The sequence below is a fragment of the Ruegeria sp. YS9 genome (assembly GCF_024628725.1).
Classification (GTDB): Bacteria; Pseudomonadota; Alphaproteobacteria; order Rhodobacterales; family Rhodobacteraceae; genus Ruegeria; species Ruegeria atlantica_C.
This window is the reverse complement of sequence record NZ_CP102409.1, coordinates 2,764,679-2,778,543: the sequence shown is the minus strand read 5'-3', so window position 1 is coordinate 2,778,543 and position 13,865 is coordinate 2,764,679. Positions and strand designations below refer to the sequence as shown.

Annotated in this window: 12 protein-coding genes; 9 read left to right on the top strand and 3 right to left on the bottom strand. The window is 61.8% G+C overall.

Features of this window, described 5'->3' with window-relative positions:
- Positions 1-9: 9 nt before the first annotated feature.
- The 5 genes from purH (at position 10) to NOR97_RS14045 (ending at position 5,370) form a co-directional block, all read left to right on the top strand.
- Positions 10-1,599, top strand: a complete 1,590-nt coding sequence (gene purH / locus NOR97_RS14065) for a bifunctional phosphoribosylaminoimidazolecarboxamide formyltransferase/IMP cyclohydrolase (protein WP_257599489.1) — start codon at positions 10-12, stop codon at positions 1,597-1,599.
- A complete protein-coding gene (gene lspA / locus NOR97_RS14060) occupies positions 1,599-2,075 on the top strand; it encodes a signal peptidase II (protein WP_170346676.1) in 477 nt (158 codons plus the stop codon). The genes purH and lspA overlap by 1 nt, the downstream gene beginning before the upstream one ends.
- A 50-nt stretch (positions 2,076-2,125) precedes the next feature.
- A complete protein-coding gene (locus tag NOR97_RS14055; RefSeq protein ID WP_257599488.1) occupies positions 2,126-2,641 on the top strand; it encodes a DUF3035 domain-containing protein in 516 nt (171 codons plus the stop codon).
- Between the two features lie 81 nt (positions 2,642-2,722).
- On the top strand, positions 2,723-4,063 hold the full coding sequence (locus NOR97_RS14050; RefSeq protein ID WP_170346674.1) for a pitrilysin family protein: 1,341 nt from the start codon (positions 2,723-2,725) through the stop codon (positions 4,061-4,063).
- Positions 4,060-5,370, top strand: coding sequence for a pitrilysin family protein (locus NOR97_RS14045; protein WP_257599487.1), 1,311 nt, complete (start codon positions 4,060-4,062; stop codon positions 5,368-5,370). Before NOR97_RS14050 ends, NOR97_RS14045 begins: the two co-directional genes overlap by 4 nt.
- Positions 5,371-5,392: 22 nt before the next feature.
- Here NOR97_RS14045 and NOR97_RS14040 read toward each other — a convergent pair whose 3' ends face one another.
- Genes NOR97_RS14040 through deoC form a run of 3 tightly spaced genes read right to left on the bottom strand, consistent with a single transcriptional unit; the run spans position 5,393 to position 9,569 of the window.
- On the bottom strand, positions 5,393-6,202 hold the full coding sequence (locus NOR97_RS14040; protein ID WP_257599486.1) for an SDR family oxidoreductase: 810 nt from the start codon (positions 6,200-6,202) through the stop codon (positions 5,393-5,395).
- Between the two features lie 23 nt (positions 6,203-6,225).
- Positions 6,226-8,559 carry an aldehyde dehydrogenase family protein gene (locus NOR97_RS14035; protein ID WP_257599485.1) on the bottom strand — a complete coding sequence of 778 codons (2,334 nt, stop codon included), beginning with the start codon at positions 8,557-8,559 and terminating at the stop codon, positions 6,226-6,228.
- An 11-nt stretch (positions 8,560-8,570) separates the two neighbouring features.
- Positions 8,571-9,569 carry a deoxyribose-phosphate aldolase gene (gene deoC / locus NOR97_RS14030; protein ID WP_257599484.1) on the bottom strand — a complete coding sequence of 333 codons (999 nt, stop codon included), beginning with the start codon at positions 9,567-9,569 and terminating at the stop codon, positions 8,571-8,573.
- A gap of 201 nt (positions 9,570-9,770) precedes the next feature.
- Between deoC and NOR97_RS14025 the strand changes: the two genes are divergently transcribed.
- Genes NOR97_RS14025 through NOR97_RS14010 form a run of 4 tightly spaced genes read left to right on the top strand, consistent with a single transcriptional unit; the run spans position 9,771 to position 13,666 of the window.
- Entirely contained in the window at positions 9,771-10,724 is a 954-nt protein-coding gene (locus NOR97_RS14025) for a metal ABC transporter solute-binding protein, Zn/Mn family (RefSeq protein ID WP_257599483.1), read from the top strand.
- A 3-nt stretch (positions 10,725-10,727) separates the two neighbouring features.
- On the top strand, positions 10,728-11,531 hold the full coding sequence (locus tag NOR97_RS14020; protein ID WP_170346668.1) for a metal ABC transporter ATP-binding protein: 804 nt from the start codon (positions 10,728-10,730) through the stop codon (positions 11,529-11,531).
- Positions 11,532-11,534: 3 nt separating this feature from the next.
- On the top strand, positions 11,535-12,740 hold the full coding sequence (locus tag NOR97_RS14015) for a metal ABC transporter permease (RefSeq protein WP_257599482.1): 1,206 nt from the start codon (positions 11,535-11,537) through the stop codon (positions 12,738-12,740).
- Positions 12,737-13,666: a metal ABC transporter permease gene (locus tag NOR97_RS14010; protein ID WP_257599481.1), complete on the top strand. Its 930-nt coding sequence runs from the start codon at positions 12,737-12,739 to the stop codon at positions 13,664-13,666. Before NOR97_RS14015 ends, NOR97_RS14010 begins: the two co-directional genes overlap by 4 nt.
- Positions 13,667-13,865: the final 199 nt, after the last annotated feature.

Here is a 13,865-nt window from a genome sequence, read left to right as displayed (position 1 = left end):
TTTGGACCCATGACCGATCTTCACCCCGTGCGCCGCGCGTTGCTTTCCGTATCCGACAAAACCGGGCTGATCGAGCTGGGCAAGGCGCTGGCCGAGCGCGGGATCGAACTGCTGTCGACCGGCGGCACGGCCAGGGCGTTGCGTGATGCAGGGCTTGCGGTGAAGGATGTCAGCGAGATCACCGGTTTCCCCGAGATGATGGATGGTCGGGTCAAGACCCTGCACCCGATGGTGCATGGTGGCCTGCTGGCGCTGCGGGACAACGACACCCATGTTGCTGCGATGGAAGAACACGGCATCGGTGCGATCGATCTGCTGGTTGTGAACCTCTATCCGTTCGAGGCAACCGTGGCCAAAGGCGCGGGTTATGACGAATGCATCGAGAACATTGATATCGGCGGTCCGGCAATGATCCGCGCGGCCTCCAAAAACCATGCCTTCGTGAATGTGGTTGTGGATGTCGAGGACTATTCCTCGCTGCTGGATCAACTGGAAGAAAACTACGGCAAGACTTCCTATGGTTTCCGTCAGTGGCTTGCGCAAAAGGCGTATGCGCGTACCGCGGCCTATGACACGGCTGTGTCCAACTGGATGGCCGACGCGCTGGAGCTTGAAGCCCCGAAACGTCGCGCCTTTGCCGGTGAATTGAAACAGACCCTGCGCTATGGCGAGAACAGCCATCAGCAGGCGGCGTTCTACACCGACGGCACAAACCGTCCGGGCGTTGCGACCGCCGTGCAGCATCAGGGCAAGGAACTGAGTTACAACAACATCAACGACACCGATGCGGCCTTTGAGCTGGTGGCCGAGTTTGACCCCCAGCAGGGCGCCGCCTGCGCCATCATCAAACATGCCAACCCCTGTGGCGTGGCCAGGGGTGCAACCCTGCTTGAGGCCTACAAGGCTGCCTTCGACTGCGACCGCACCTCGGCCTTTGGCGGGATCGTGGCGTTGAATCAGCCTCTGGACGCCGAGACCGCGCAGGAGATCACCGGGATTTTCACCGAAGTCGTGATCGCTCCGGGCGCATCGGATGAGGCCAAGGCAATCTTTGCCGCCAAGAAAAACCTGCGCCTGCTGACGACCGAAGCGCTGCCGGATGTGACCGCCGGTGGGAAAACCGTGCGTCAGGTGGCCGGCGGGTTGCTGGTGCAGGACAAGGATAACGGCTTTGTCGGCATGGATGATCTGAAAGTTGTGACCAAGAAGGCCCCGACCGACGAACAGATGCGTGACCTTTTGTTTGCCTGGAAAGTGGCAAAGCACGTCAAGTCCAACGCCATCGTCTATGTCAAAGACGGCGCCACCGTGGGCGTCGGCGCGGGCCAGATGAGCCGTGTGGACTCGGCCCTGATTGCCGCCAAGAAAGCCGAACGTATGGCTGACGTGCTGGGCTTGGCCCAACCGCTGACCATCGGCTCGGCCGTTGCGTCGGACGCGTTTTTCCCCTTCCCTGACGGCCTGATGGAAGCGGCTGAGGCGGGCGCAACCTGCGTGATCCAACCGGGTGGGTCCATGCGTGACGATGAAGTCATCGCCGCGGCGGATGAGGCGGGCCTTGCCATGGTCTTTACCGGCATGCGCCATTTCCGCCACTGATGCGGTCACGCCTGCTTCTCTGGGCGGCGCTGGCCGCCTTTGCGATCGACCAGATCAGCAAATACCTGGTCGTTCACGTCATGCGCGTGGCCGATCAGCCCGGCGGCATCGATGTTGTGCCGCCGCTGCTGGTGTTCAAATACGGCGAGAACCGGGGCATCAATTTCGGCCTTTTCCAAGGAAACTCGGAGGCCGCGCGCTGGATTCTGATCGGCGTTTCCGTGGCGATCTGTGTTGGCGTGCTTGTCTGGCTCAGCCGTGCAGCCCATTCAAGGCTGATGCTGTTTTGTGGCGGCCTGCTGATTGGCGGTGCGCTGGCGAATGTGGTGGATCGGGTTCTTTACGGCTTTGTTCTGGATTTCCTGAACATGTCCTGTTGCGGCATCAACAATCCGTTTGTTTTCAACCTCGCAGATGTCTTCATATTTGCAGGAGCCATCGGGCTGGTGCTGTTTGACGGCAAAAAGGCCTCGTGACGCGCGGAATGATATGCGATAAAAGCGCCTGAAACAGGCTGGAGACACCAATGCGGATGCCGCGCGCCCTATTTGTTTTGACTGTTGCCGCTGCGGTTGCGGCGTGTTCGAATCCGGGTCTTCGGGATCTGGAGCCTCCGGGTCCGGGGCCGGATGAGTTTTCCGTGCTGCCGGTCAAGCCGCTTACCCAACCTCAGGACTATGCGTTCTTGCCGGCACCCACGCCGGGTGGCGCGAATCTGACGGATCCGAACCCAAATGCCGATGCGGTGGCTGCGCTGGGCGGAAATGCTTCTGCGCTGAACCCGAATACGGCTGTGCCATCCTCGGATGCAGCGCTTGTCACGGCCTCCAGCCGCTATGGTGTTTCCCCCGATGCGCGGCAGGTGGTCGAGGCTGATGACGCCGCGTTCCGCAAACGGCGGGGGCGTTGGACAGGTCTGCGCCTGTTCCCGGTCGACCGCTATGGTCAGGTTTACGAAAAACAATCGATCGATCCGTTCGCGGAAACAGAAGCTGCCCGTCGGGCCGGGATCGAAACCCCTTCTTCGCCGCCGGGTGAATAATTCTTAACTTTCCGTCATCGGGCTTGAACCCGGGCCGCGTCACCGTAGTTTGAATACCAGAAACGAAACGGAGGATGCCCCATGGTTCGGGCCCTGGCCTTGTCGGCTGCCCTGATCGCTGCCACCCCGGTTTTTGCCGAGGACGGGAAAGAAGCGGTCACCACATTCACATTGGACAACGGAATGGATGTCGTCGTGGTCGAAGACCACCGCGCACCGGTTGTACAACACATGGTCTGGTACCGTGCCGGATCCGCAGATGAGCCGATCGGATCCTCGGGTGTGGCGCATTTTCTGGAACACCTTCTGTTCAAAGGCACCGACACGCTGGCCCCGGGTGAGTTTTCGGCCACCGTCGCAGCCAATGGCGGCAACGACAACGCCTTTACCTCGTATGACTACACCGCATATTTTCAGCGTGTCGCGGCCGACAGGCTAGAGTTGATGATGCGGATGGAATCCGACCGGATGCGAAACCTTCGGCTGAGCGAAGAGGATATTCTGACCGAACGGGACGTGATTCTTGAGGAACGCAACCAACGTACCGAAAACAACCCGCGCGCCCTGTTCGGCGAACAGATGAGTGCGGCTCAGTATCTGAACCACCGCTACGGCGTTCCGATCATCGGTTGGATGCACGAGATGGAAGATCTGGACATGGAGGACGCGCTGTCGTTCTACCAGACCCATTATTCACCCAACAACGCCATTCTGGTGGTCACGGGTGACGTTGATCCCGACGAAGTCCGCGCGCTTGCCGATCAGTATTACGGTGTGATTCCCGCCAATCCGGACCTGCCCGAGCGGGTGCGGTCACAAGAGCCGCCGCAAACAGCCGAGCGTCGCCTGACCTTCAAGGACCCGCGCGTCGCCCAGCCTTACGTTCAGCGCAGCTATCTGGCCCCGGAACGCGATCCGGGCGAACAGGAAAAAGCGGCGGCTCTGTTTCTGCTGGCCGAATTGCTGGGTGGAAGCACCACCTCTTATCTGAACGAAAAGTTGCAGTTTGATCAGCAGAAGGTCGTCTATGCCGGGGCGTTCTATCGTGGTGTTTCGCTGGATGACACGACCTTCGATCTGATCGTCGTTCCGGCCGAGGGTGTTTCCCTGCAAGAAGCCGAAGACGCCATGGACCAGGCCGTGGCCGACTTCATCGCCGAAGGTGTGAACGAAGACGACCTTGAGCGCATCAAGATGCAGCTACGCGCCGCCCAGACCTATGCGCGCGACAATGTGGACGGCATCGGCAACCGCTATGGCCGGGCCCTGACCAGCGGCCTGACGGTCGAAGATGTTCAGGCCTGGCCCGAGATCCTTCAGGCCGTGACCGGGGATGAGATCATCGCCGCGGCCCGCGAAGTTCTGCAACCCGAGGCGTCGGTCACCGGCTGGCTGATGCGCGATGACGAGGTGACGCAATGAAACGGTTTGTTGCAACGCTGATTGCCTGCCTGGTCGCCCTGCCGGCTTTGGCCGAGATCCAGATCGAAGAAGTGACCTCGCCCGGCGGCATCAAAGCCTGGTTGGTCGAGGACCATTCCATCCCATTCACCGCGCTGGAGTTGCGGTTTCGTGGTGGTACGTCACTGGACGACCCCGACAAACGCGGCGCGGTCAACTTGATGAGCGGGCTGATCGAAGAAGGCGCGGGCGACCTGGATGCGCGGACCTATGCCCGCGAGCTGGAAGCTCTGGCGGCTTCGTTCCGATACAATGCTGGCGACGATTCAGTTTCGATTTCCGCGCGTTTTCTGTCCGAAAACCGGGATGAAGTGGTCGATTTGCTGCGCACGACGATCCACGAACCGCGTTTTGATCAGGATGCGGTTGACCGGGTGCGCGCGCAGGTTCTGTCGGGCCTGCGCTCGGATCAGACTGACCCGAACGAAATCGCAGGCCTCACCTTTGCGCAAATGGCCTACGGCGATCACCCCTATGGATCCGAAGGGAAAGGCACCATCGAAAGTGTCTCGGCCCTGACCCGCGATGACGTGGTCGCGGCTTACAATGGCGTGTTCGCCAAGGATCGTCTGTACGTGGGGGCCGTCGGCGATATCACGGCAGAGGAACTGGGTACCCTGCTTGATACCCTGCTTGGCGACTTGCCGGACACCGGCAAGCCCATCCCGGGCAAGGCAGAGGTGAACATTCCCGGCGGCGTCAGCGTTGTCGAATTCGACACACCTCAGTCCGTGGCCTTGTTCGGTCAGGCCGGGATTGATCGGGATGACCCGGATTTCTTTGCGGCCTTCGTTCTGAACCACATTCTTGGCGGCGGCGGATTTGAAAGCCGGCTGATGCAGGAGGTGCGCGAAAAGCGCGGCCTGACCTATGGGGTCGGGACCTATTTGGTGCCCAAGGATCTGGCTTCGGTCTATCTTGGGTCCGTGTCCTCGGCCAATGACCGTATCGCCGAAGCCATCGACGTAATTCGCGATGAATGGGCGCGCGCGGCCACCGAGGGTGTGAAGCAAGAGGAACTTGACGACGCCAAGACCTATCTGACCGGCGCCTATCCGCTGCGGTTCGATGGCAATGGTCAGATTGCCTCGATCATGGTCGGAATGCAGATGGAAGGCCTGCCGATTGACTATATCGCCACCCGCAATGACAAGGTGAACGCGGTGACATTGGAAGATGTGAACCGCGTTGCTGCCGAACTGCTTGACCCGGACGGTCTGCACTTTGTCGTCGTTGGCAAGCCGGTGGGCCTGGAAACAACGAACTGAACCTTTTGGGGTAAGCTGCGGCTTACCCCTTTTTCATGCTGCGCAGCATGTCTCCCATCATCTGGCCGAACTGGCCCGAGCCGCGCTGATACAACGCCCCGTCCACTGCCAGAACCGTACCGCTGATATAGCTGGCCATGTCCGAGGCCAGAAACAGGCAGGCATTGGCCACGTCTTGCGGGGTGCCCCAGCGGCCCAGCGGCACGTCCCGGCGCAGCTGCTCGCCCGCGTCTGGGGTGGGGGCCAGCCGTTTCGCGCCTTCGGTGCCCTCGATGAAGCCCGGCACCACCGAGTTCACCCGGATGCCTTCCACGCCCCACTCCATCGACAGGGTACGGGTGATCTGATCGACCCCCGCCTTGGCGGCACAGACATGGGCCTGGCCCTCGTAGGGCAGATAGGATTGCGGGGCTGAGATGTTGATGATGTTGCCGCCGGGCCGTTTCAGATAGGGATAGGCGCCTTTCAGAACATGCACGGTGCCCATCAGGTCGATCTCAACCACGGTGCGGAAGGCGTTGGCCGACATCTCCGCCATCAGCGCCGGGAAGTTGCCCGCCGCCCCCGAAACCAGCACGTCGAAATCGCCGAGCGCCGCGTGGAACTGTTTCAGCCCCGCCGCGACCGCTTCGGCATCGCGCACGTCAAAGGCCGCGCCGATGGCCTCGGCCGCGCCTGCCGCCTTCAGCGCAGCGACGGTGTCATCCACCTTCTCCTGCGAGCGGCTGGCCACGGCCAGTTTCGCACCCGAGGCCGCGAAGGCCTCGGCGATGCCGCGATTGATGCCACTGGTGCCACCGATGACGATGACGGTTTTTCCCGAAAAATCCATGTAGGCCTCCCTTGGCGGGAGCCCTACTCGCCGTAGGGCACCCAGATGTTTTTCACTTCGGTCGAAGCCTGAAGGAAGCGGCGGGAATGGTCCATGCCCCAATCGAGTGCCGTGGCGTTATTCACCCAGGTCCGTTTCAGGTTCCCGGCAGAAACGACCTCGACCTCCTTCGACAGGTCCGTCGATGAGAACGACCAGACCGCATCCACGTTCAGATGCGAGGCAAGTGGTTTCGCCAGTTCAGCGTGGCTGCCGGTCAGGATGTTGACCACGCCTGCGGGTACGTCCGAGGTGTCCAGCACCTGGTAGAAATCGGTGGCCGCCAGCGGATAGGGTTCAGAGGCCACCAGAACCACCCGGTTGCCCATCGCGATCGCCGGGGCCATGGCCGAGACCAGACCCAGCAGAGGTGCCTCGTCCGCACAGAGCGCGCCGATCACGCCCAACGGTTCCTTCATCGCAATCGCCACGCCCCGGATGGGAACGCCATGCACCTGGCCGTCATACTTGTCGGCCCAGGCGGCGGCGGTGAACAGGCGCTGGATCGCGGCGTCGACCTCTTTCGCGCCGTCCTTGCGGCCGGTCATCGCGTCGATGCGATGCGCGAACTCGTCGGCGCGGGCCGAGAGGTTCTCGCCGATATAGTACAGGATCTGCGCCCGCAAATGGCCGGTGGCCTTGGACCAGCCCTTGGCCCCCGCCGCAGCCTCGACCGCGTTGCGTACATCCTTGCGGTTGGCCAGACCCACATGGCCCAGCAGCCCCGCCTTGCCCCAGACCGCGCGGGAATAGCCGCCATCGGGCCGTGCCTGCTTGCCGCCGACATACATTTTGGCAGTTCGGTCGATCGGATCGACCGGAGCGCCTTCGCGCACGACGGGGTCGATTTTCGCCAGCGGCTTAGCCTTGCCCTTGGGCTTGGTATAGGCGCTCAGCCCTTCCCAGCCGCCTTCGCGGCCAAAGCCGCTTTCGCGCACGCCGCCAAAGCCCGCCGCCGCGTCGAACAGGTTGGTGGCATTGACCCAGACCACGCCCGCAACCAGCTTGGGTGCGATGTCCAGCGCAAGGTTCACGTTTTCGGTCCAGACCGTGGCCGCCAGCCCATAGCGGGTATTGTTGGCCAGTTCGACCGCCTCGGCCGGGGTGCGGAAGGTCGACGAAACCAGAACCGGGCCGAATATCTCCTCTTGCATCAACGGGTCCGAGGTTTCGAGCCCGGTGATCAGCGTCGGGGGGTAGTAGCAGCCGTTTGCGGGCAATTCGCAGGCAGCCTGATGCACACGGCCCACCGTATTGCTGTCGACCATGGAGGTGATCGTCTGCAACTGAACCGGGTCCACCACGGCGCCCACGTCGATGCATTTGTCAAGCGGGTTGCCGACACGCAGCTTGTCCATGCGGGCGCGCAGCTTGGCATAGAACCGCTCGGCAATGCCCTCCTGCACCAGCAGGCGCGAGCCCGCGCAGCAGACCTGGCCCTGGTTGAACCAGATCGCATCGACCAGACCTTCGATGGCTGAATCAATATCGGCGTCGTCAAAGACGATATAGGGCGACTTGCCGCCCAGCTCGAGCGTCAGGGCCTTGCCAGACCCGGCGGTGGCCTCGCGGATGCGGCGGCCCACTTCGGTCGAACCGGTGAATGCGATCTTGTCCACGTCGGCGTTCACGATCATCTCGCCCACCGCGCCGTCGCCGGTGACGATGTTGACCACGCCCTTGGGCAGCCCGGCCTGCATGCAGATATCGGCAAACAGCAGCGCCGTCAGCGAGGTGTATTCGGCCGGTTTCAGAACCACCGTGTTGCCCATGGCCAGCGCCGGGGCCACCTTCCACGCCAGCATCAGCAGCGGGAAGTTCCACGGGATGATCTGGCCGCAAACCCCCAGCGCCTCAGCGTCGGGCAGCTCGGTTTCCATCAGCTGGGCCATGCCCGCGTGATAGTAGAAATGCCGCTGCACCAGCGGAATGTCGATGTCGCGCGATTCCCGGATCGGCTTGCCGTTGTCCAGCGTCTCGAGCACCGCGAACAGGCGGGCATGCTTCTGGATCAGCCGCGCGATGGCATAGAGGTAGCGGGCGCGGGCCGGGCCGCCCAGCTTTTCCCATTTGGGTTGCGACTTGCGGGCGGCGGCCACGGCGGCGTCCACATCGGCCTGGGTGGCCTGGGTCAGCTTGGCCAGAACCTCGCCCGTGGCCGGGTTGCGGCTTTCAAAACCCTTGCCGGGTTTGGTGAAGGCGCCGTCGATGAAATGGCCGAACTTGTCGCCCTGATCGACCAGCCATGCCAGGGCTTCGGCGGCACTTTCCGGGGCGGGTCCGTATTCCATGGTCTCGAAAATCTCTTTGACTGTCATTGTTCCTGTCCTCAGCCCATCGGGTGCCGGTATCCGGCCGAGTATGCCCCGGTGACGAAATGTTCCAACTGCCGCTCAATATCGCCCAGCAGCGACGAGGCGCCAAAGCGGAACAGGTCGGGTTGCAGCCAGCGGTCGCCAAGCTCGTCCTTGATCAGCGACAGGTAGACCAGCGCGTCCTTGGCCTTGGAAATCCCGCCCGCGGGCTTGTAGCCCACGCGATGGCCGGTGCGCTCGTAATAGTCGCGGATGGCGCGGATCATCACCAGCGACACCGGCAGGGTGGCGTTGACGCTTTCCTTACCGGTCGAGGTCTTGATGAAATCCGCCCCCGCCATCATGCAGACCAGCGAGGCGCGCGCGACATTACGCAGGCTGCCCAACTCGCCGGTGGCCAGGATCGCCTTCACATGCGCCTCGCCGCAGGCCGCACGGAACGCCTTCATCTCGTCATAGAGCGCCTGCCAGTCGCCCGTCAGCACATGGCGGCGCGAGATCACGATGTCGATCTCCTCGGCCCCGGCCTTCACGCTTTCCTCGATCTCGGCCACGCGCAGGTGAAAGGGCGACAGGCCCGCCGGAAAGCCGGTGGATACGGCCGCGACCGGAATTCCGGTGCCTTTCAGCGCCTCCACCGCCGTTTCGATCATGTCGTGATAGACACAGACCGCCCCGGTGGTGATCGGCGGCATGTCCAGCGCCTTCAGCAGGGCGGACGACACCGGCTGGCGGGCCTTGGCGCACAGGCGGCGCACGCGGCCTTCGGTGTCATCGCCCGACAGGGTGGTCAGGTCGATCATGGTGATCGCCTTCAGCAGCCAGGCTGCCTGATATTCCTTTTTGACCGACCGGCGGCCCGGCAGGGTCGCGGCGCGGCGCTCGATAGCCGAGGTATTGGCCTGAACGGCGCGCACCCAGTCCAGATCCAGATCCATGCCGGGATTCCGGGCTTCGGTCACTTGCGGCAGATGCGCGGTGCGCACGGGGCTTTCTGAGCTCTGCGTATCCATTGTCACGTCCTTTGGGAGGTTTGCTACAAAATCGCACGGGAGACCGGGGAATGGAAGATGCAGGCATGCAATGTTTGGATAATTTTTGACCAAATGGACAAAATGCGACGGCTTTCTTGCGAATAATTCGCATTAGCGTTGACTTACTTGCGAATGGTTCTCATATTCAGCTCACACAGGAAGCAAAAGCTGAGGTCGAAGATGATTCGCCGAAATTTTCTTGCAGTATTGGCGCTGGCGGTATCCCTGCCAGTCACGGCCTGGGCCGATGCACCCCTTAAGGTGGTGGCCACGACGGGCATGATTGCCGACGCGGCACGTCAGGTCGGTGGAGATCATGTTGACGTCAGGGGGCTGATGGGGCCGGGCGTCGACCCGCATGCCTATCGCCAGACCCGCAGCGATATCGTGGCGATGACCCGTGCGGATCTGATCCTGTGGCATGGCCTGTACCTCGAAGCGCAGATGGAGGATTTCTTCCATGACCTTGAACGCAAGCGGACCGTGGTTGCAGTTGCCGAAGGTATCGACAAGTCGAAGCTGCGCGCGCATGACGATTACGCCGACAAATATGATCCTCATGTTTGGATGACGCCCGAGTTGTGGCGGGACGTGGTGCTTGAAGTGCAGGCAGCCCTCACCGAGGTACGTCCTGAAGCGGCCGAGGTTTTTGCAGCGAATGCGCAGGCACACCTGGCGGATATTGATCGTCTGACAGACTATGCAGACAATGCTCTGGCGTCCGTTCCGGACAACAACAAAGTTCTTGTCACCGCCCATGATGCCTTTGGGTATTTTGGTGAAAGCTTCGGGTTCGAGGTTCTGGGAATTCAGGGCATCTCGACCCAGTCCGAGGCGGGCCTGAACCGGATAGGCGAATTGGTCGATCTGCTGGTTGACCGCAAGATCACGGCTGTTTTCGTCGAAAGCTCGGTCTCGGATCGGTCAATCCGCGCGCTGATCGAGGGCGCGGCTGCCAAGGGACATGAGGTGCACGTGGGGGGCGAGTTGTTCTCGGATGCCATGGGTGAAGAAGGAACCTATGAAGGCACTTATGTTGGTATGCTGGATCATAACATTACGGTCATTGCCAGTGCTTTGGGTGGTGATGTGCCGGATCGTGGAATGGACGGAAAACTGTCGGCGGGGTTTTGATCGATGCTGGGTCTGGTCAGCAATGAAGGTATGACCGTTGGTGACGGGGGGTTGGTCGACAGCCCCCTTGCCCTGCGCGGCCTGACGGTCTCTTACGGGCAGAAACCTGCGGTGTTTTCAGTCGACATGACCGTACAGCCCGGGGCGATGACCGCGATCATCGGACCGAACGGGGCCGGGAAATCCACATTGCTCAAGGCGGCGCTTGGTATCGTTTCCCCCCTGTCAGGTCAGGTGACCGTGTTTGGCCAGCCATTGGACACGCAGCGCGCACGCATTGCCTATGTACCTCAGCGCGCCAGCGTGGATTGGGATTTTCCAACACGCGTCATCGACGTGGTTCTGATGGGCCTGTCGCGCGAACTTGGCTTGCTGGGCCGTGTGCGTGCCCGCCACAAGGCGTGCGCGATGGATTGTTTGCACCGCGTGGGAATGCGGGATTTCGCGAATCGCCAGATCGGGCAGCTGTCCGGCGGGCAGCAGCAACGTGTCTTTCTGGCGCGCGCGCTGGCTCAGGGCGCTGATCTGTACCTTCTGGATGAACCTTTCGCAGGCGTGGATGCCGCCACCGAGAAAGCCATCATCTCGGTGCTGAAATCCCTGAAAGAGGCGGGCAAGACGGTCGTCGTGGTGCATCACGACCTTGCGACCGTGACCGATTATTTCGACCATGTTTTCCTGATCAACACCCGCAAGGTGGCCGAGGGGCCAGTGGCCGAGGCCTTCACGGCGGAAACATTGCAATCAGCATATGGCGGTCGACTGGCAACCGCGCAGATCGATCAGATATCGCGCGCGCTGGGGTAACGCATGCTTTGGGATGCTCTGACCCTGCAACTTGGCTACAACGCCACGCTGGTTGCCATCGGTGCAACCTTGCTGGGTGTTTCAGCCGGTGTGACGGGGACGTTTCTGTTTCTGCGCAAGCGCGCCTTGGTCAGTGACGCAATCAGCCACGCAACCCTGCCGGGCGTCTGTCTGGCTTTCATGGTATTGGTCGCACTCGGAGGAGACGGGCGCAACCTGCTGGGCCTGTTGGCAGGATCGGCCATCTCGGCCTGGATCGGCCTTCTTTGCATGAACTGGCTGACGCGTCACACGCGTTTGGCCGAAGACGCCGCGATCGGAGCGGTCCTGTCGGTCTTCTTCGGCTTTGGCATCGTGTTGCTGACGGTCATACAGACGATGGGCGTAGGCCGTCAGGCCGGGCTGGAAGGCTTCCTTTTGGGGTCCACTGCCGGGATGCTCTGGGCTGATGCGATGATCATTGCGGTCGGCGGCGCCGCGACGCTGCTGCTGGTCATGATCATTCGTCGCCCGATGATTCTTGTGGCCTTCGATCCTGAATATGCCGCAGCCCGCGGGTTGCCGGTGCACAGGATCGATCTGGCCATGATGGGTTTGGTCATGGCCGTGACCGTGGTCGGCCTGAAAATCGTGGGTCTGATTCTGATCGTGGCTTTGCTGATCATTCCCGCCGTGACCGCGCGGTTCTGGTCCGAACGCTCGGACCATGTGGTTCTGCTTGCGGGATTGGCCGGCGGGTTGGCGGGGTACATTGGCGCGGCCATTTCGGCCTCGGCGCCAAACCTTCCGACGGGGCCGATTATCGTTCTGGTCAGCTTTGCCTTCTTTGTCGTGTCTTTGTTTCTGGCGCCGATACGTGGCGTTTTGGCGGCGGTGCTGCGCCATTTGCGCTTTCAGCGTCGGGTGCATATTCGTCAGGGTCTTTTGGCCTTGGCGCAGGGGCAGAAGATCTACGAGCCCCTGACCCTGCGCTTGCTGCGCCGCGCTGGGCTGGTGCGCGCGGACGGCGTTGCGACCGACATTGGCAAAGCCCGTGCGGCCAAGGCGCTGCGGGATGAAAAGCGCTGGGAAATCGTGCGCGCAGATCAGGCGCATGAGGCAACAGCCGCGCTATATGATGGGTTGCGGGATATCGAAACCGTCCTGACCCGCGATCAGATCGCCGAGATAGACCGCCGCATCGGCGGGCCAATGGGGGTGCCGGGATGAGTGGTGAAGAATTTGTCCCGCTGTCTCTGACGCCGTTGTTGATCGGTACATTCGCGGCCATTGCCTGCGCGTTGCCCGGCAATTTTCTGGTGTTGCGCAAACAGGCATTGATCGGAGACGCGATCAGCCATGTGGTGCTGCCGGGAATCGTCGTGGCGTTTCTGATCACAGGGACGATATCGACCTGGCCGATGATGCTGGGCGCGGCAGGCGCTGCCGTTGTGGCCGTGGTGCTGATCGAAGCCATTCGCCGATTGGGTCAGATCGAACCCGGGGCCGCCATGGGCGTGGTCTTTACCACCATGTTCGCTGTGGGCGTCCTGCTGCTTGAGCAGACGGATACGTCGACGGTGCATCTGGATGTGGAACATGCGCTTTACGGCAATCTCGAAAGCCTGATCTGGCTGGACGCCACCGGATGGTCGTCCTTGCTGGACACAGAGGCGCTGTCCGGATTGCCCCCGGAATTACCTCGCATTGCGCTGACACTGGTCGGTGTGTCTTTGTTTACATGGCTGTTCTGGCGGCCGCTGAAGATCTCTACCTTCGACGAGGGCTTTGCCCGGACCGTTGGCATTCGCACCGGCGTTCTGGGCATGGCACTGGTCATCACCGCGGCAATTGCGGCGGTGGCGGCTTTTGACGCGGTGGGCTCGATCATCGTGATCGCCATGTTCATCTGCCCGCCCGCCGCGGCGCGGATGTTGACCAACCGGCTGGAAGCGCAGATTGCCTGGAGCGTTGTGTTCGCCATTGCCTCGGCGGTTTCGGGCTATGTGCTGGCAGGTTATGGCCCGCTGTGGCTGGGCGGCGCGGATGCCGTCAGCGCGGCGGGCATGATCGCCACGATGTCAGGCTTGATTCTCGCTGCGGCAGCGATGTTCGGACCCTGCCGGGCCAGGATCGGCGTACGCACATCTGGCTGATCAGGCATTTTCCCGCCACACTTGCCCGCACGTCATCGGCCAATCTCTGCCAAGAAACTGAGCGGGAGAATCTTAAGCAGATTTTCCGACACGTGCATGATACATCCTGCCCCATTGATTAGCTGAAACACACCACTCACTTGGCACGCCCGGGTGATCCGGAATGAATTCTTGTTCGCGGACACTCGGGCGCCCCCTC